Here is a 16,687-nt window from a genome sequence, read left to right on the forward strand (position 1 = left end):
ATGAACTGCGGTGTATGGACGATAGTCTTCGTGAGCAGGCTCACTCCCACCTATTAGTGGGAGTGAGCCGGGCGACGCTTCGCTTGCTCACGAAAAGGCCATCAAAGTCGTCGAGCAAACATCAGGCCACCATACCGGCCTTGATGCCTCTGATGCGGGTGTTGATGTCATCCGCAACGTCGTTCTGCTTGTCCTTGAGCGCGTCCTGAACCTTCTGGTCAATCGCCAGTTGGTCCTGAGGTGCCATGGCGTCGTAGTCTTTCTGGGTGATGCCAGTCAGCTTTTCGCGCACTTTCTCTTCGGCTGTCTGCTTCAGAGAGTCCATGAATTTCTGTTCTACCGAATCCGTCGATGCCGTGCCAGTGGTGCTGGTGGTGCCAGCCACTGAACCGATGACACCGTTGTCACGGTCAGCCGTCTTTTCCGACAGTGACGAATCACCGGCGGACTTCAGATTGATCATCATCCGTGCAAAGGATTCGTTGTAGCCGCTGTTGTCCTGCTTGCTGTCCTGCGATGTCGAACTGCTGGTCTGCGCGGTAACCGGTGCCGAACCTGATGTCAGGCCAGCGGCAGCGACCGAGCTGAAGGCGTCCTGGGACACCTCATCCACGGTCTTGCGCCCGACAACTGCCCGGGAAACAAGCTGCTCAAGCGCACTCGTGCCAATAATCATCTTTCACCTCCTGATGAACCTGTTGCGCAGGTTCAACAGCAAGTCCGATGCCAACTGTCGTATAAATCAACAACCTTTTGATTTTTAAGGATTAAGTTAAATACAGACAAATCGACCGCGTCAAAGAACGGATACATCCTGCCGTCTGCGGCAAGCGCTGGCCGAGTGTCAGCCTGCCGCACGACCGGTGTTGATATCCAGCAGTTCAATCGGTAGCGGCTCGGAAAAGTAGTAGCCCTGCGCCTGTGTGGCGCCGATCTCGCGCAGCAGCTCAAGCGTTTCACGGTCCTCGACCCCTTCGGCAACCACGGTCAGATCGAGGGATTCGGCCATGCGCACGATGGCACGCACAATAGCGCGGCTGCGCACACTGGAGGCCAGGCCGAAAATAAACGACTTGTCGATTTTCAATCCGCTGAAATGGTACTGGTGCACGTAGCTGAGCGAAGAGAAGCCCGCGCCGAAATCGTCCAGCATGACTGACATGCCGTGCTCGGCCAGGAGTTTCATTGACAGACGTGCCTGTTCGGGGTCGGCCACCATTGCACCTTCGGTGAGCTCCAGACACAGACGTTCAGGCGCAACATTGTGTTCGGCAAGCAGCGCCAGCACTTCCGCAGCAAATGCCGGACGGGTGATGCTGTAGCTCGAACAGTTCACATGCACGGGTGGCCAATGACCGTTCTCGGGTTGCGCTAGAATGGCAACCACACGCTTGAGCATGTAGAAATCCAGGCGGCCAATCAGGCGCAGTCCCTCGAGCGCAGGCAGAAAGCTCTCTGGCCCGACGATCCGTCCATCCGGCATACACCAGCGGATCAGCGCCTCGAACGCCAGCAGCTTTCCGCTATTGACGCAGATCACTGGCTGAAAATAGGGAATCAGCTGATCCGTACGTTTTAGCGCAGTGCGCAACGCACCCTCCTGCTCGACCTGATCCGACACCTCGCGACGCAACGCCTGATTGAACACCGCGAAGCTGTCCCGCCCACCGTTCTTGACCCGGTACATGGCGGTGTCGGCATCACGCAGCAGGTCAGCCGGCTCCTGATGGAAGCGGCTGTCGGCGCCCACCACACCGATACTGCAGGAAGAGAAAACGGTGTGATCATCGATCACGAACGGCTGCTCGAATGCAGTCAGTATGCGTTGGGCGATCTCCGTACCCGTCTGCAGCGGCGTGTCGATGCTCAACACTGCGAACTCGTCACCGCCAAGCCGCGCCAGAAGGTCCCGCTCGCGCATGCAACTGCGCAGGCGCTCGGCGGCCTGTACCAGAAGGATGTCACCGCAGTGATGGCCAAGGCTGTCATTGATCATCTTGAAGCGATCCAGATCGATGAACATGACGATCACTTGCTGGCCATTGCTGCAGAAGTCCTGCCATGCCTGCCGCAGACGATGTTGCAGATGGCTGCGATTGGGCAGCCCGGTCAGTGAGTCATGGGAGTTTTCGTGCTGCAGCCTGGCATTGGCCTGGTCCAGCTCCCGGGTCCGGTCTCGAACCCTGGCTTCAAGCAGAACATTGGCGGTGTGGATTGCCTCCGCCGCGCTGCGCCGGGACAGTGCCGTATCGATGTGGCGAGAAACGAAGGTCAGCAGCTCTTGATCGCGCAAGGTATAGCTGACGTCCTTGGAATAACTCTGCACCACCAGCACGCCGCGAACCTGTCCGCCGTCGAACAGCGGAATGCCCAGCCATGAAGAGCAACGACCGGATTGTCGCTGCACCTCGATCTCGCCAAGGCCTTCCAGCCTGCGGGCTTCCTCGTAATCGATCAGGCACGGTCGCCGCTGGCCTATCACATACTCGGTAAATCCCCGCTGCCCGCGTCGTGAGCGCGGCGGCGCCGGCTTGAACTCGTCAATGTAGTACGGAAAGGTCACTTCGCCCGTCGCACTGTCGTAAAGCGCGATGTAGAAATTGAGCGCCACCAGCAGCTCGCCGACGATCATGTGCAGGCTGCGGAAAAGCTCGTTCATGTCACCGGGCCGACTGGAAAGCTCGGCAATCTGGAACAGGGCATTCTGCAAATGCTCGGCGCGCTCGCGATCCCTGACCTCCTGACGCAACGCGTCGTTGGCTGCAGAAAGCTGTTGCGTGCGCAGGGCCACCACCTGCTCCAGGTCAGTTCGGCGCAGCTGCCGGTCCAGCGCCATCGCCACATGGCGCGACACGACGGCGAACAATGCACGATCCTGGGCACTGTAGACACGAGACACGTCGTAGACCTGCATCGCGACCATGCCGAACACTTGGTCCGATGCATTTTTCAAGGGCGCGCCCATCCAGAACTCGGGCCGACGTCCGACGCAGTAAAACCGGTTTTCGGCTTTGGCCAGTTCGATACAGCCGGCATCGAGAAACAAAGGCTGACCGCTGCTCAAGACATATCCGGTGAGCGACATTCGATCAGCGTCGATAAACTCGAACGCTTCCTGCGCCATTGCTTCGTCATCGAAACGATCGATGTAATAAGGGTAGGTGATCTTGCCGCTTTGCCGGTCATACAGCGCAACGTAGAAGTTTTCGGCATCGATCAGGGTCCCGAGTTGCTCATGAATGCCTTGCAGAAAAGGACCGCGGTCCAGCGTAGAGCTGGCCAGCAGGCTGATTTCATAGAGCACCCGCTGAGTGTTCTGCGCCCGGATCAACGCCGCAGTCTGCAACAGCGAGCCCAGCCTGACGGCCAGATCCACCAGCAAGGGGTGGTCTTTTTCCGTCATCGGTGCCAACACCCAACCCAGCACGCCCTCGCCCTGCCCCGCGACCCGGCAATGCAGCTGCAGTTGAGCGCAATAAGCCTCGAAATCCTCAGCCGCGATATGTACCGGCCAGACAACGCTGTCGTCGCCCTGCCCGAGCAGGCATTTCTGCTCCCCAGCGGCGTATGCGGCCCAGGCAATGGCTCCTGTCTGCTCTTTTACGGCGTTGATGAGTGCTTCTATGGAGACGTGACAGGAGAATCGGTCGCGATTGGCTGGCAACGCGCTGCCGGGGGTACGCGAGGTGCAGGCTACGCTTGGGCAAAGGCCCTTGGCCAGAAGTGAGACTGTCATGGAAACACCCAGATGCATGAGCCAACGGCGGTCATCCTTAAAACCATGACCAAAGATTACAAGCGTGACCGGGCATTGTTGCAAAGTTCATACCTTTTTGGCAGACCCTGCGACTTCCCGATGACGCTTGTGTGACGCAGGGCACTACACGGCGGCCACATGTGTCAGATTCAGGTGCACTGCCAGACAGCAAGGCCAATGAGCGAGGCTCGGCTATGCTGTCGTACGGCGTTACACTTATCCCCATTGAACAGGTGACAGTAATGGTCAAGACATACAGCTACGCAGCGCAATCGGCTCAGGACATTCTCAAGCCGCATGAATTCGAACGCCGCTCGCCCGGGGCTGACGACGTCCAGATCGATATCCTTTACTGCGGTGTGTGCCACTCGGATCTGCATACTGCGCGCAATGAATGGCACAACACTCTCTATCCTTCTGTCCCGGGTCACGAAATCGTCGGTCGGGTGACGGCGGTAGGCTCCGACGTCAAGCAGTTCAAGGTCGGCGACCTGGCTGGCGTCGGCTGCATGGTCGACAGCTGCCAGCAATGTACCTCATGCGCCGAGGGCGACGAGCAATATTGCGAGAGTGGCTTCACCGGCACCTACAATGGCCCGGTATTCGGCGGCGAGAACACATTCGGCGGCTACTCCGACAAGATCGTGGTCAAGGAAAAGTTCGTCTTGCGCATCTCTCATGATGCCAACCTGGCCGCCGTGGCGCCGCTGTTGTGTGCAGGCATCACCACCTATTCCCCCTTGCGCCACTGGAAGGTCGGCCCCGGCAAGAAAGTGGGCATTGTCGGGCTTGGCGGTCTCGGCCACATGGGCGTCAAGATCGCCCACGCCATGGGTGCCCATGTGGTGCTGTTCACCACCTCCCCCAACAAGCGCGAAGATGGCTTGCGTCTGGGCGCCGATGAAGTGGTCGTATCCAGGGACGCGGCACAAATGGCCGCTCAGGCCAACAGCCTGGACTTTATCCTCAATACAGTGGCAGCGCCGCATGACCTGGACGCCTTTCTGTCTCTTCTCAAGCGCGACGGCACCATGACGCTGGTCGGCGCGCCAGCAGAGCCACACCCGTCACCGGCGGTGTTCAACCTGATCTTCAAGCGCCGCAGCCTGGCTGGCTCGTTGATCGGAGGCATCCAGGAAACCCAGGAAATGCTGGATTTCTGCGCCGAGCACGGCATCGTTTCCGACATCGAAATGATCAACATGCAGGACATCAACGAGGCTTACGAGCGGATGCTCAAGGGCGACGTCAAGTATCGCTTCGTCATCGACATGGACAGCCTCAAGCAAGAAGCGGCTGCCGACTCGAACGCTGCCTGATGCGCACCCGGCCAAGGATGGCTGCGACGCCCGGATATGCCGTACGTCGCCCCCGGTGAACCGATCGCCATCAATCCCTCACTGATGTCCATACTTCAGTAGCAGGACGCTGGTTGCAGACATCGGCACTGCCACCTGCTGTGCAACTCGCTCAGACCGTTTCACTCTGCGGTCTGAGCATCGCGCCCTTAAAGATGAACTATTTATTACATTTTGGTGACTACTACTGACTATCTTTGAGTCTCAAGTTCACGCAGTCCTTGCAGATACTCATGTCAACGGACGTTTAACAGGTGAACGGATTATGAAACAACGAGCGACAGTCATCTGCAAACGGGACGGCCAGGTCCTCTACGTGCGCAAACCGAAATCACGCTGGGCGCTGCCCGGCGGCAAGATTGAAGCAGGTGAAACGCCCTTCCAGGCCGCAGTGCGTGAACTGTGCGAGGAAACCGGACTTACTGACCTTGATCTTCTTTACCTCGACGTGTACGAGAAGGATCAAGTAGCTCATTACGTTTTCACCGCTCAGGTTCCGGCCTCCAGCGAGCCATCGCCGCAAAACGAAATTGCCGCCTGCAAATGGCTTGCGCCGCAGAAACTGGACGACCTCAAGGCCAGCACTGCGACCAAGACCATCGTCAAGTCCTATGCCAACTCGCCCGAAGACATTTCCAGCGCCCGGAGCCAAATCGCGTGGTAATCGGAGGCAATAGGGTTGAACGGTATGGCCTGATTCTGTTCTGAGACAGCAGACGGTTCATTACTTTCTTCCCCGTCTCAGGAGACCCTTATGACTCAGACCGCCCTGGTTGTTGGCGCAAGTGGCATTGTCGGCAGCGCAATCACGCAGTTGTTGCTGGAAAACGATTGGCAGGTTGCCGCCCTATCCCGTAGCCCTTCAGCGCGGCCCGGCGTGATTCCGGTCGCTGCAGACCTGCAGAACCCGGAGTCCGTGCGTGCGGCTCTGGCTGATTTGAAGCCCACTCACGTTTTCATCACTACATGGTCGCGTCAGGCCACTGAAGCAGAAAATATCCGCGTCAATGCTGCGATGGTGCGCAATGTGCTGGACGCTGTGCGTCCTGCCGGCAGCGTTCAGCATGTCGCACTGGTGACCGGCCTCAAACATTACCTTGGCCCGTTTGAAGCGTATGGCAAAGGCACCCTGCCGCAAACGCCGTTCAGGGAATCGCAGGCCCGCCTGGATATCGAGAACTTCTACTACGCCCAGGAAGACGAAGTCTTCGCTGCCGCGGAGAAGGACGGCTTTACCTGGAGCGTCCATCGCCCGCATACCGTGACCGGTGTCGCCGTCGGCAACGCGATGAACATGGCGACGACCCTGGCGGTCTACGCTTCGATCTGTAAAGCCACCGGCCGACCTTTCGTATTCCCCGGTTCACGCGTGCAGTGGGACAGCCTGACCGACATGACCGATGCGCGTCAGTTGGCCCGCCAGCAACTGTGGGCCGCGACCACACCTGCAGCCGCCAATCAGGCGTTCAACATCACCAACGGCGATGTTTTTCGCTGGAGCTGGATGTGGGGACAGATCGCTGAATACTTCGGCTTGCAGCCAGCCGACTTCCCGAGCGAGCCAGCCCCGCTGGAAACGCAGATGGCCAACGATCAGGCAATCTGGAGTGATATCGTTCGCGAGCATCAGCTCAAGGAAAGTGACATCAACAGGCTGATTTCGCCATGGCACAGCGATGCCGACCTCGGCCGTCCGATCGAGGTGGTCACTGACATGTCAAAAAGTCGCAAACTGGGCTTCACCGCGTTTCAGGCCAGTGACGATGCGTTCTTCGACGTGTTTGAAAAGCTGCGTCGTGACCGCCTGATTCCCTGAGGCAATTGCCCTCTCGTGCCAATGCTTGCGTTGGCACGAGAGCTGGCACAGGCTACGGGTAAAGCGAGCACAACAAAAAAGGGTCAACCTCTCGGTTGACCCTTTTTTTACCGCCCAGCAGAGCGGATTTTGTTTGGTAGGCGCGATTGGACTCGAACCAACGACCCCCACCATGTCAAGGTGGTGCTCTAACCAACTGAGCTACGTGCCTGCTGTGGGTCGGCATTCTACGGATATTCGAATGCCTGTCAAATTCTTTTTTGCAGTAACTCTATGAATACGCGAATTTTTTACCCGAAGGTTCGACGCGCAAACAAAAAAGGGCCAGCCTCTCGGCTGACCCTTTTCTTACCGCCCAGCAGAGCGGATTTTGTCTGGTAGGCGCGATTGGACTCGAACCAACGACCCCCACCATGTCAAGGTGGTGCTCTAACCAACTGAGCTACGTGCCTGCTGTGGGTCGGCATTCTACGGATATGCGAATACCTGTCAATCTGTTTTTTTGCTAACCCTATGAAATACAGCGTTTTTTGCCAATCGACGGGCAATGACTCTTTGCGCCTGCTGCTGGCAGAGCCTTTATATCTCGGGTACGATTGCCGCCATCGTCAAGAATATTAAACGGAGTCTCAGGATGGCAAACACGCCCTACCCGCAGTCCTATTATGCGGCTTCAGCCAATGCTGCCCCGGAACGTCCGGCGTTGCAGGGTGAAGTCGAAACTGACGTGTGTGTCATCGGAGCCGGTTACACAGGCTTGTCCAGCGCTCTGTTCCTGCTGGAAAACGGATTTCGGGTCACGGTGCTGGAGGCGGCCAAGGTCGGCTTCGGCGCATCGGGGCGTAATGGCGGGCAGATCGTCAACAGCTACAGCCGCGACATTGATGTCATCGAGAGAACCGTGGGACCACGCCAGGCGCAATTGCTCGGGCAGATGGCCTTCGAAGGCGCCTCCATCATTCGCGATCGGGTTTCCCGTTACGGCATTCAGTGCGATCTGAAAGACGGCGGTGTATTTGCTGCGCTGACCAGCAAGCAACTGGCGCATCTTGAGGCCCAGCAGCGGCTCTGGGAGCGCTACGGGCATACCGGCCTCGAGCTGATGGACAAGCGCCGGATCAATGAAGTCGTGGCCTGTGATCAGTACATCGGCGGCTTGCTGGACATGACCGGCGGGCATATTCATCCACTTAACCTCGCACTGGGTGAAGCCGCGGCCGTTGAAACGCTGGGCGGAACCATTTACGAGCAGTCAGCGGCGATTCGCATCGAACGCGGGGCAAATCCTGTGGTGCATACGGCGCAAGGCAGGGTCCGGGCCAAGTTCATTATCGTGGCCGGCAATGCCTATCTGGGCAATCTGGTCCCGGAGCTGGCGGCCAAGTCGATGCCGTGCGGCACTCAGGTCATCACCACCGAGCCGTTGAGCGATGAACTGGCCAAGACACTTCTGCCGCAGGATTACTGTGTCGAAGACTGTAATTACCTGCTGGATTACTACCGTCTCAGCGCCGACAAGCGCCTGATCTTCGGCGGCGGTGTGGTGTACGGTGCCAGAGATCCCGCCAATATCGAAGCCATCATCCGGCCGAAAATGCTCAAGGCGTTTCCGCAGCTCAAGGACGTGAAAATCGACTATGCGTGGACCGGCAACTTCCTGCTGACCCTGTCTCGTCTGCCCCAGGTTGGACGACTGGGCGATAACATATATTACTCGCAGGGCTGCAGCGGACACGGTGTGACCTACACCCACCTGGCCGGCAAGGTACTGGCTGAGGCGCTGCGCGGTCAGGCAGAACGTTTCGATGCGTTTGCCGATCTGCCCCACTACCCGTTCCCCGGCGGACAGATGCTGCGCACACCGTTGACTGCGCTGGGCGCGTGGTATTACAGCCTGCGTGACCGACTCGGTTTCTAAGTCGGCTGAACGTAAAACGGCACCTTATCGGTGCCGTTTTTGTTCCTGCCGCGTTGATTTCATTTAACGCCGCGTGCCAGCGTTCTTTTCGCCTCACCCGCCGCCTGCTCCTGCCCTGATGTCGATAACGCTTCGGCCGCCTGCAACCAGCGCTGCGCATCGACGTTGGCCGGCAACTGCCGGGGCGACTGAATCAGTACCGCCCAACTGCCCGCGTCTTTCCAGGCCGACGCGAAGCTGCTGAAGCTCATTGAGTAGCGACGATCCATGCCTGCGCTGAGCAGCACGGTCTCTTTGATCCGGTTATAGCCGATCAACACCGCATAACGCGGCCCTTTCCACAGTGCAGAGCCCTGGGCAAAACGCAGCATCACCGGATAGCCCGCCGAGACCTGAGTCAGCAGGTCCTGTAGCTGGCCATCAAGCGGGTACACCATGAAACCGTATTCACGCGCGACCTCCTGCATGTTCTGCTCGAGCCGCTCCTCGGCACCCGGCAGTTGCAACGGCTTGTCGAGCAAACCGGGCGTCGTCTGCACCTGCTGGTTGGCTAGCATGCTTGCCAGCACCATCGGCCCGCTTTGATAGGCATTACCCCGGAAGAACGGTACCGACGTCAGCTCGACCCGGTCCGGAAGGCGTTTGATCTCCGGCGTAACCATCGACGAACAACCGGCAAGGCTCATCAGCAAGGCCGCAATCAGCCCTGAACGCAGCGTACCGGGAATACCGGTAAAGAAAGAAACCGACAGCATGTGCACCCACTTCAACTGTTGTCGGGCTACCCGCGACCCGACCTGAACAGCGATGATAGAGCCGACAGGGTTTCGGGTATAGCTGCGCGGCGCCTCGACCAGCGGGATGGCGAAAATAATTCATAGCCCGATGCCACTGGTCAATTAACCGAAACATGCCCCGTACTAGACTGTCAGTTATCAAGACCGCAACAAAAAGCAGGATGTGGAGGCACTTATGAGCCTGGAATTGACAATAGTGATGCTGATCGCCTCGTGGCTCGCCGTCGCCAGCGCGATGCTGTGGGGGGTGATGCGCGTATCCCGTCGCCATCATCAGCCGCGCAGCGTCGAGCCGCGTGCGGCACAACAGGCTGTACTTGCAAAGCACATCAAGCCCCCCGCTGTAGCAGCCAGCTGATTTATAGGGGTATGAGCAGCGTGTAGCTGATCTGCCCTCCTCAGCACATTTGCCAGCACCGTGAATGCAAAAGGTCGACCCTGTTGCCAGGGTCGACCTTTTTTACAACTTCGCCAGTTATCAGTGCGTGGACACCTGGGTAACGGCTTTCTTGCGTCTTGCCCTGCGTACCAGCATGTTCAAGGCTTCAACGGCTGCCGAGAAGGCCATCGCCGCGTAGATGTAACCCTTGGGCACATGGGCGCCGAAACCTTCGGCGATCAGCGTCATACCGATCATGATCAGGAAGCCCAGTGCCAGCATGACCACCGTCGGGTTGTCGTTGATGAACTTCGCCAACGGGTTGGCTGCGACAAGCATCACCACGACAGCAGAGATTACCGCGATGACCATGATCGGCAGGTGTTCGGTCATACCCACGGCAGTAATGATACTGTCGATGGAGAACACCAGGTCCAGCATCAGGATCTGTACGATCGCCGCACTCATGCTCAACATCACCACCGAACCCAGGGCTTTCTCTTCCTCGGTCTTGATGTCCATGCTGTGGTGAATTTCCGTGGTTGCCTTCCAGACCAGGAACAGGCCACCGGCAATCAGGATCATGTCCTTCCATGAGAACGCCTGACCGAACACCTCGAAAACCGGCTCTGTCAGTTGCACGATGTACGCAACGGTACTAAGCAGGCCCAGGCGCATCACCAGCGCCATGCCGATACCCAGCTTGCGAGCCTTCTCGCGCTGATGCTCAGGCAGCTTGTTGGTGAGAATCGAGATGAAAATCAGGTTATCGATGCCCAGTACGACTTCCATCACCACCAGTGTCGCCAGCGCGATCCAGGCTGCCGGACTTGTCGCGAGTTCCAATAGGTATTCCATAGATCACTGCCCTGCCTGCGCCAATAGTTGTAAGTCAGATTTCTTTATCAGACGTGTTTTCGGTTTCAGCCGAGTTTGGTGGTGGTTCCTGCAACGAAAGTTCCTGCCTGGCCTCGTCCAGTGCCTGGGTCGCGGCTTTATGAGTGTCATCGACCACCTGTTTTGCACTGTCAGCGGCGGCGTTCACCACATGCTTGGTGGAAGACTCTAGCTGATCGCATCCCGTCACCACCAGCAGCGAACCGCTCAGTAATACAGCGTAAAGGACTTTGTTCATGGGCTCCTCAATCAGTGAAACCGGGCGGCATGTTCAGCCCGGCGTTGGAGCGGATTCTAGACATCTTGAAACATAAGGAAAATTCGATTTTATAAGGCATATACTTCGGTTTTACCGAATCGGCAGAAAATATGCTCAATTACCGCCAGCTTCACTACTTCTGGGTCGTGGCCAAGACCGGCAGCATCGTGCGCGCCTGCGAACAGCTGAATCTGACCGCGCAGACCGTCAGCGGGCAGATCAGCCTGCTGGAGGCGTCACTGGGGGTCGATCTGTTCCAGCGCGTCGGTCGGCAATTGGAAATGACTGAAGCAGGTCGCCTCGCCCTGCCCTACGCCGAACAAATGTTCCAGCTCGGCAATGACCTGGAAAACCTGCTGCGCTCACAGCCGGATGAACAGCAATTGCTGTTGCGCATCGGCGTGGCCGACGTGGTGCCCAAATCCATCGTCTACCGCCTGATCGCTCCGACCATGACGCTGGATGAGTCCATTCGCATCACCTGTCGCGAGGACAAACTGGAACGACTTCTGGCAGACCTGGCAATCCAGCGTCTGGATCTGGTGATTTCCGACAGCCCCATGCCGCCACACCTGGACATCAAAGGCTATAGCCAGAAGCTGGGAGAATGCGGGGTCAGTTTTTTCGCCACGCGTGAAATGGCGGAGCGTATCGGCACGGATTTTCCACAGTGCATGCACGGCGCCCCCCTGCTGATTCCGGGTCAGGAAACCGTGGTTCGCGGCAGACTGATGCGCTGGTTTGCCGAACAGAGCATTCAGCCGCGCATCATTGGCGAATTCGATGACAGCGCGCTGATGAAGGCGTTTGGCAAATCCGGCAGCGGCGTGTTCGTGGCACCCAGCGTGATCGCCGACGAAGTGGAGGACCAGTATGGCGTACAAGTGATTGGTCATACGGATGCGGTGACCGAATCGTTCTACGCCATTACCGTCGAGCGCAAGGTCAGGCACCCCGGCGTTGTCGCCATTGCCGAAAGTGCCCGGAATCAACTATTTACCGATGCAGGCTAAGCCGGGAGCGGACCCGGATCACGCTTGATCAACAGCAGTGCCAGCACAATCGCAAGCACGATGATGCCTGCGGCGGCAAAACCGACGTTGCCCAGCCCCAGGTTATCGATGACCCTGCCGCCGATCACCGCGCCGATGCCGATGCCGAGGTTGGCACCGGCGATGTTCAGTGACGCCGCGAACGCTGGCGCTTGCGGCGCGGCCTTGATCAACCGTACATGACTGACGAGGAACAAGGCCGCCTGGGTGATCCCCCAGACCGCCAGCGCGAGAGGCAAGGCCACCACCGAGTTGATGCTCGGCACCACCGCGACCATGCCGACCACCATGAATGCGCAGAACACCAGGCTGGCAATCAACGGATGGCGATCGACCATGCGCCCACCCAGGGAGTTGCCCAGCAAGCCGACAGCGCCAAAGCCCATCAGGCACCAGCCCACCAGTGTGCCGTCGAAACCGGCAAGACGTTCGAGCATGTCCGCCAGGTAGGTATATGCCGTGAACATGCCGCTGAACACCAGCACCGAGAGCAGCACGTGCCCCTGCATCATCCGGCAGCGCAAGATGCCGAACTGTTTGAGAATCGATACCGGGTTCTTCTTGGCAGCCGTCTTCGGCAGATAGACCGTCAGCAACAGCGCCTTGGCGAACGCCAGAACGGCCAGCACCAGAAAGGCCGTGCGCCAGCCGAATGCGTCGGAGATCAGGGTACCGATGGGAATGCCGAACACCGTAGCGCAAACGATCCCGAATCCGATCCTGGCAATCGCCCGGCCCGCAAACTGCGGACCGACAATGTCCACGGCGGTCTCGCTGGCCAGCGCCCAGAACACCGGCAACCCCAACGCGGGAATCAGCCGGGCGATACCCATCACGGCGATATTGGGCGCCAGCGCTGCCAAAACATTCGAAAAACCGAACAGCACCAGGATGCTGACAAACAGGCGCTTGCGCTCGAAGCGCGAAAAATAGGCGGTCAGAAAAGGACCAAAGGCGGCGACGGTGAACGCAAACAGCGTCACCAGCAGCCCTGCCTGGGAGACCGTGACATTCAGGTCGCGGGCAACGGCAGGCAAAAGACCGACGATAACGAACTCTGTGGTCAGCACGGTAAACCCGGCGGCTGACAGCAGAAGGATGGGCAACAACATGAATACTCCAGAACAACAGCAATACAGCCCGCTGCAACAGCGCGGCCTGCGGTAGGAAAATTAAAGCGGCATAAAGATGACTGTCACGCCAATGCTGCGCATTGGCATGCAGTTCGTGAGGCTCTGCGTCGAAACCTCTCAGTTCGGCAAGGCAGTAACACCCTGTACGACCCGAAGCTCGCGCCAAAGCTCCGTGAAAGCGTAACGAACTGCACGCACACGCTTAGCACGCGTCGGTATACACCAGTCCGCTTTTGATCCTGGCCGAAGGCCGTAGGAGCGAGCTTGCTCGCGAAGAGGCCGGTACAGCCCCCAGGAAAGAAGGCGCTCGATGCATCGACTTCGTGAGCAATACGGATCGCCGCCCCGGTCACTCCCACGCCCTTCGGGCAGAAGCCTGTAAGCCCTATATTCCGGGCGCTTTAGAACTTGCCCATGAAATCACGCTTGCCGATTTCAACGCCGTTATGGCGCAGCAGATCGTAGGCCGTCGTGACGTGGAAGAAGAACTGCGGCAAGGCGTAGCTGAGCAGATAGGCCTGACCGTTCAGGCGTTTCTCTTTTTCAGTGCCGGGACGCAGAACGATTTCGATGCCTTCCTTGCCGTCGACCTGATCAGGGGTGATGCTGCCGATGAACGCGAGTGTCTTGGCAAGCAGTGCCTGCAACTCGGCAAAGGTGGTTTCAGTGTCATCGTATTGCGGGATCTCGACGCCTGCCAGTCGCGCCGAGGCACCCTTGGCAAAATCGACAGCGATCTGCACCTGACGGGTAAACGGCAACATGTCCGGGAACAGACGCGCCTGCAGCAAGGCTGGCGGCTGAATTTTCTTCTCGGTCGCGTAGGCTTCGGCTTTGGTCAGAACGTCGCTCAGCGCGTTGAGCATCTGCTGAAAGACAGGAATGGAAGCGGCGTACAGGGAAATAGACATGACATATCCTGATTGAGAAAGGCGCAATTATAGACCCACATGACGCCAAACGCCGTGACACTTTTCAGCGCCTCTGCAGATGAGTGCAGCAGACACTGGCAATAATTTCCGCCACGCCCTACGCTGATCCACCGCCATCACTCAGGGAAGCGTCATGTCCATCGAATCGTCCTCCACCGAATCCTCCCCGAATGCCGAGGCGTTACAACTCAACGGCACCGAAGTGCGCATTCTGGGCTGCCTGATCGAGAAACAGGCAACCAACCCGGAAACCTACCCGCTGACCCTCAACGCACTGGTGACCGCCTGCAACCAGAAGACCAGTCGCGACCCGGTCATGAACCTCACCCAAGGCCAGGTCGGTCAGAGCCTGCGAGCCCTGGAAGGCCGCGGTCTGACACGGCTGGTCATGGGCAGTCGCGCCGATCGCTGGGAGCACAGGGTCGACAAGGGACTCGAGCTGGTCCCGGCGCAGGTGATACTCACTGGCCTGTTGCTGCTGCGCGGGCCGCAGACCGTCAACGAGCTGCTGACCCGCAGTAACCGCATGCACGATTTCGAGGACAGCGAGCAGGTCGTCCACCAGCTGGAACGTCTGATCGCCAGAGGCCTGGCGATGCTCGTGCCGCGCCAGCCGGGTCAGCGCGAAGACCGTTACATGCACCTGCTGGGCGACCCGGAATCCCTGCAGGAGTTGCTTGCCGCTCGCCAGCAGGCACCGGAGCGACATTCGGCAAGCCCGGCGGCCAGCCAGCGTATCGATGAGCTGGAGGCACGTGTCGCGGCCCTTGAAGAACGCCTGGCCAGGCTGGAGCACACCGAGGACTAACGTGCCCCGCCCGACCAGCCGGGCTAGCCGGCTCTGGCAAAGGCTGCCGCCTGCTGATACTGCTCGTCGGTCGGGCGCACCCCGGTATAGAGCACAAACTGCTCCAGTGCCTGGATCGCCGCCACTTCATCACCACTCACCACGCGCTTGCCCAGGCGACGTGCAGCCTGGATCAGCGGCGTGTCGGCGGGGGTAGCCACCACGTCGAAAATTGTTTCAGCGGCGTCGATGGCTTGCAGATCAAACGACAGCTCGTCAGCTTGTGCACCCTGCATGCCCAACGGCGTGACGTTGACCAGCAAGGGTGGCCGCGCTTCGCCCAGTTCCGCCTGCCAGCGAAAGCCGCACGCCTCTGCCAGACGCCGACCGGCCTGCTCGTTGCGGGCCACGATCAGACCCTCGGTGAAACCCGCATCACGCAGCGCGAACGCAACCGCCTTGGCCATCCCCCCGCTTCCACGCAGTGCAAATGCGCTGCGCGGTACCGCGTGGCTCTCCATCAGTTGAGCGACGGCGATGTAATCGGTGTTGAACGCCTTCAGATGCCCGTCGGTATTGACGATGGTATTGATCGACTGGATAGCGGCAGCCGAGGCGTCCAGCTCGTCGACCAGTTCGATGCAGGCCTCCTTGAAAGGCATCGAAACCGCGCTACCACGAATCCCCAGCGAGCGTATGCCAGCCACTGCGCCGGCAAGGTCATTGGGCGCAAAAGTCTTGTAATAGAAGTTCAAGCCCAACTGCTGGTAAAGATGATTATGGAAGCGCACACCAAAGTTGCCGGGACGGGCGGCCATGGACATGCACAATAATGTCTCCCTGTTAGCAGTGACGGGCATCGGTGTTTCCTCCAGACGGTAATGGCTTGAATCTTCGACAAAAGCGTATGCTACGCACCAGTGAACGCGAGGACATACGCCGCACACCTTACATAAAATTTACTCAGCACTTTCGCAGATTCTTACAATTTCGATGTCATAGTGTTATCCCGTGGCAGTGCTTGAGAATGATGCAGGCGCGCGACAACGGGTTGAGAGCGAGGAACAGTCATGATTCGTCAAATCCCCAAGATCGCCTTGTTTGTAGGTGCCCTGGCCCTTGCTGGCCAGGCGAATGCTGACCGTGGCTGGGGTGGCCCTGCCGTGGTAGGTGCTATCGTTGGCGCTGCCGTTGTCGGGGCGGCGGTATCTTCAGGTCGCGACAGAACGGTGTACGTCGAGCGCGAGCCGGTGTATGTGCAGCAGCGCCCGGTCTACTACGCGCCGCCACCGGTCTATTACCAGCCGGCCCCGGTCTATCAGGTCGTCGAGCGCTATCCACCGCCTCCACCGCCTGGCTACTACCATCATTATTACGGGCCACCACCAGGCCCTGGCTATTACTACGGTCCGCCACGCGGCCGCTGGTAACAGAACAAAAAACCCGCCTTTTCAGGCGGGTTTTTCGTTGGTGTGCTCACACTATGGGCTGCCAATGCAATGCGCCAAACCCTCGTTGTTATCAATGACCACTATTGAGAGCGTCGATTTCTGCCTTGCCCGCCTGCCCTCTACAGTAGCGCCATGGATTGAGGAGGCACTT

General features: G+C 58.7%; 16 protein-coding genes and 2 tRNA genes. 8 read left to right on the forward strand and 10 right to left on the reverse strand.

The window, feature by feature from the left end; genetic code table 11:
* Nucleotides 1-121 precede the first annotated feature (121 nt).
* Together JOE33_RS02075 and JOE33_RS02080 are read right to left on the reverse strand one after the other, a co-directional pair.
* Nucleotides 122-676, reverse strand: a complete 555-nt coding sequence (locus JOE33_RS02075; protein ID WP_010433772.1) for a hypothetical protein — start codon at nt 674-676, stop codon at nt 122-124.
* Between the two features lie 168 nt (nt 677-844).
* Entirely contained in the window at nt 845-3,754 is a 2,910-nt protein-coding gene (locus JOE33_RS02080; RefSeq protein WP_032613981.1) for an EAL domain-containing protein, read from the reverse strand.
* Between the two features lie 245 nt (nt 3,755-3,999).
* Between JOE33_RS02080 and JOE33_RS02085 the strand changes: the two genes are divergently transcribed.
* The 3 genes from JOE33_RS02085 to JOE33_RS02095 all read left to right on the forward strand — a co-directional run bounded on the left by JOE33_RS02085 (nt 4,000) and on the right by JOE33_RS02095 (nt 6,931).
* Nucleotides 4,000-5,076: an NAD(P)-dependent alcohol dehydrogenase gene (locus tag JOE33_RS02085; RefSeq protein ID WP_010433767.1), complete on the forward strand. Its 1,077-nt coding sequence runs from the start codon at nt 4,000-4,002 to the stop codon at nt 5,074-5,076.
* Between the two features lie 304 nt (nt 5,077-5,380).
* Complete coding sequence (locus JOE33_RS02090) at nt 5,381-5,779, forward strand: NUDIX hydrolase (RefSeq protein ID WP_187625885.1); 399 nt, start codon at nt 5,381-5,383, stop codon at nt 5,777-5,779.
* Nucleotides 5,780-5,869: 90 nt separating this feature from the next.
* Entirely contained in the window at nt 5,870-6,931 is a 1,062-nt protein-coding gene (locus JOE33_RS02095; protein WP_187625884.1) for an SDR family oxidoreductase, read from the forward strand.
* Between the two features lie 134 nt (nt 6,932-7,065).
* Here the strand turns inward: JOE33_RS02095 and JOE33_RS02100 are convergent.
* Nucleotides 7,066-7,142 (reverse strand) — tRNA-Val (locus tag JOE33_RS02100).
* Between the two features lie 164 nt (nt 7,143-7,306).
* Nucleotides 7,307-7,383, reverse strand: a tRNA-Val gene (locus JOE33_RS02105).
* Nucleotides 7,384-7,565: 182 nt separating this feature from the next.
* Here JOE33_RS02105 and JOE33_RS02110 point away from each other — a divergent pair.
* Nucleotides 7,566-8,849 (forward strand): FAD-binding oxidoreductase, encoded by a 1,284-nt coding sequence (locus JOE33_RS02110; RefSeq protein ID WP_010429996.1) that lies wholly within the window; start codon nt 7,566-7,568, stop codon nt 8,847-8,849.
* A gap of 59 nt (nt 8,850-8,908) precedes the next feature.
* Here JOE33_RS02110 and JOE33_RS02115 read toward each other — a convergent pair whose 3' ends face one another.
* Nucleotides 8,909-9,535 (reverse strand): peptidase C39 family protein, encoded by a 627-nt coding sequence (locus tag JOE33_RS02115; RefSeq protein ID WP_240009406.1) that lies wholly within the window; start codon nt 9,533-9,535, stop codon nt 8,909-8,911.
* Between the two features lie 286 nt (nt 9,536-9,821).
* On the opposite strand from JOE33_RS02115, the gene JOE33_RS02120 reads away from it, so the two are divergent.
* Nucleotides 9,822-10,004, forward strand: a complete 183-nt coding sequence (locus JOE33_RS02120; protein ID WP_010429991.1) for a hypothetical protein — start codon at nt 9,822-9,824, stop codon at nt 10,002-10,004.
* Between the two features lie 120 nt (nt 10,005-10,124).
* On the opposite strand, the gene JOE33_RS02125 is transcribed toward JOE33_RS02120, so the two are convergent.
* Together JOE33_RS02125 and JOE33_RS02130 are read right to left on the reverse strand one after the other, a co-directional pair.
* Nucleotides 10,125-10,883: a TerC family protein gene (locus JOE33_RS02125; RefSeq protein WP_010429990.1), complete on the reverse strand. Its 759-nt coding sequence runs from the start codon at nt 10,881-10,883 to the stop codon at nt 10,125-10,127.
* A 34-nt stretch (nt 10,884-10,917) separates the two neighbouring features.
* Complete coding sequence (locus JOE33_RS02130; RefSeq protein ID WP_010429988.1) at nt 10,918-11,160, reverse strand: hypothetical protein; 243 nt, start codon at nt 11,158-11,160, stop codon at nt 10,918-10,920.
* A gap of 131 nt (nt 11,161-11,291) precedes the next feature.
* Between JOE33_RS02130 and nhaR the strand changes: the two genes are divergently transcribed.
* Complete coding sequence (gene nhaR, locus JOE33_RS02135; protein WP_032613976.1) at nt 11,292-12,194, forward strand: transcriptional activator NhaR; 903 nt, start codon at nt 11,292-11,294, stop codon at nt 12,192-12,194.
* Here the strand turns inward: nhaR and JOE33_RS02140 are convergent.
* Entirely contained in the window at nt 12,191-13,345 is a 1,155-nt protein-coding gene (locus tag JOE33_RS02140) for an MFS transporter (protein ID WP_187625883.1), read from the reverse strand. The two genes, nhaR and JOE33_RS02140, sit on opposite strands and share 4 nt — an antisense overlap.
* Before the next feature lie 422 nt (nt 13,346-13,767).
* On the reverse strand, nt 13,768-14,277 hold the full coding sequence (locus tag JOE33_RS02145; protein ID WP_003369297.1) for a DUF1993 domain-containing protein: 510 nt from the start codon (nt 14,275-14,277) through the stop codon (nt 13,768-13,770).
* Between the two features lie 154 nt (nt 14,278-14,431).
* Here JOE33_RS02145 and JOE33_RS02150 point away from each other — a divergent pair, with 154 nt between their 5' ends.
* Entirely contained in the window at nt 14,432-15,106 is a 675-nt protein-coding gene (locus JOE33_RS02150; protein WP_122693930.1) for a DUF480 domain-containing protein, read from the forward strand.
* A 23-nt stretch (nt 15,107-15,129) separates the two neighbouring features.
* Here the strand turns inward: JOE33_RS02150 and JOE33_RS02155 are convergent, their stop codons facing one another.
* The gene (locus tag JOE33_RS02155; protein ID WP_096139157.1) at nt 15,130-15,945 is read right to left on the reverse strand and encodes a shikimate 5-dehydrogenase; all 816 of its coding nucleotides are present in this window, start codon (nt 15,943-15,945) and stop codon (nt 15,130-15,132) included.
* Between the two features lie 210 nt (nt 15,946-16,155).
* Here JOE33_RS02155 and JOE33_RS02160 point away from each other — a divergent pair, with 210 nt between their 5' ends.
* Nucleotides 16,156-16,515: a hypothetical protein gene (locus JOE33_RS02160; protein ID WP_003318019.1), complete on the forward strand. Its 360-nt coding sequence runs from the start codon at nt 16,156-16,158 to the stop codon at nt 16,513-16,515.
* Nucleotides 16,516-16,687: the final 172 nt, after the last annotated feature.

Origin of the sequence: Pseudomonas sp. PvP027, assembly GCF_017833005.1 — a bacterium.
In the GTDB taxonomy this organism is placed as follows: Bacteria; Pseudomonadota; Gammaproteobacteria; order Pseudomonadales; family Pseudomonadaceae; genus Aquipseudomonas; species Aquipseudomonas congelans.

What these genes read in the sequence shown, in the direction of transcription:
- JOE33_RS02075 (WP_010433772.1), bottom strand. Translation starts at nt 676, where the DNA reads ATGATTATTGGCACGAGTGCGCTTGAGCAGCTTGTTTCCCGGGCAGTT.
- JOE33_RS02080 (WP_032613981.1), bottom strand. Translation starts at nt 3,754, where the DNA reads ATGCATCTGGGTGTTTCCATGACAGTCTCACTTCTGGCCAAGGGCCTT.
- JOE33_RS02085 (WP_010433767.1), top strand. Translation starts at nt 4,000, where the DNA reads ATGGTCAAGACATACAGCTACGCAGCGCAATCGGCTCAGGACATTCTC.
- JOE33_RS02090 (WP_187625885.1), top strand. Translation starts at nt 5,381, where the DNA reads ATGAAACAACGAGCGACAGTCATCTGCAAACGGGACGGCCAGGTCCTC.
- JOE33_RS02095 (WP_187625884.1), top strand. Translation starts at nt 5,870, where the DNA reads ATGACTCAGACCGCCCTGGTTGTTGGCGCAAGTGGCATTGTCGGCAGC.
- JOE33_RS02110 (WP_010429996.1), top strand. Translation starts at nt 7,566, where the DNA reads ATGGCAAACACGCCCTACCCGCAGTCCTATTATGCGGCTTCAGCCAAT.
- JOE33_RS02115 (WP_240009406.1), bottom strand. Translation starts at nt 9,535, where the DNA reads ATGAGCCTTGCCGGTTGTTCGTCGATGGTTACGCCGGAGATCAAACGC.
- JOE33_RS02120 (WP_010429991.1), top strand. Translation starts at nt 9,822, where the DNA reads ATGAGCCTGGAATTGACAATAGTGATGCTGATCGCCTCGTGGCTCGCC.
- JOE33_RS02125 (WP_010429990.1), bottom strand. Translation starts at nt 10,883, where the DNA reads ATGGAATACCTATTGGAACTCGCGACAAGTCCGGCAGCCTGGATCGCG.
- JOE33_RS02130 (WP_010429988.1), bottom strand. Translation starts at nt 11,160, where the DNA reads ATGAACAAAGTCCTTTACGCTGTATTACTGAGCGGTTCGCTGCTGGTG.
- nhaR (WP_032613976.1), top strand. Translation starts at nt 11,292, where the DNA reads ATGCTCAATTACCGCCAGCTTCACTACTTCTGGGTCGTGGCCAAGACC.
- JOE33_RS02140 (WP_187625883.1), bottom strand. Translation starts at nt 13,345, where the DNA reads ATGTTGTTGCCCATCCTTCTGCTGTCAGCCGCCGGGTTTACCGTGCTG.
- JOE33_RS02145 (WP_003369297.1), bottom strand. Translation starts at nt 14,277, where the DNA reads ATGTCTATTTCCCTGTACGCCGCTTCCATTCCTGTCTTTCAGCAGATG.
- JOE33_RS02150 (WP_122693930.1), top strand. Translation starts at nt 14,432, where the DNA reads ATGTCCATCGAATCGTCCTCCACCGAATCCTCCCCGAATGCCGAGGCG.
- JOE33_RS02155 (WP_096139157.1), bottom strand. Translation starts at nt 15,945, where the DNA reads ATGCCCGTCACTGCTAACAGGGAGACATTATTGTGCATGTCCATGGCC.
- JOE33_RS02160 (WP_003318019.1), top strand. Translation starts at nt 16,156, where the DNA reads ATGATTCGTCAAATCCCCAAGATCGCCTTGTTTGTAGGTGCCCTGGCC.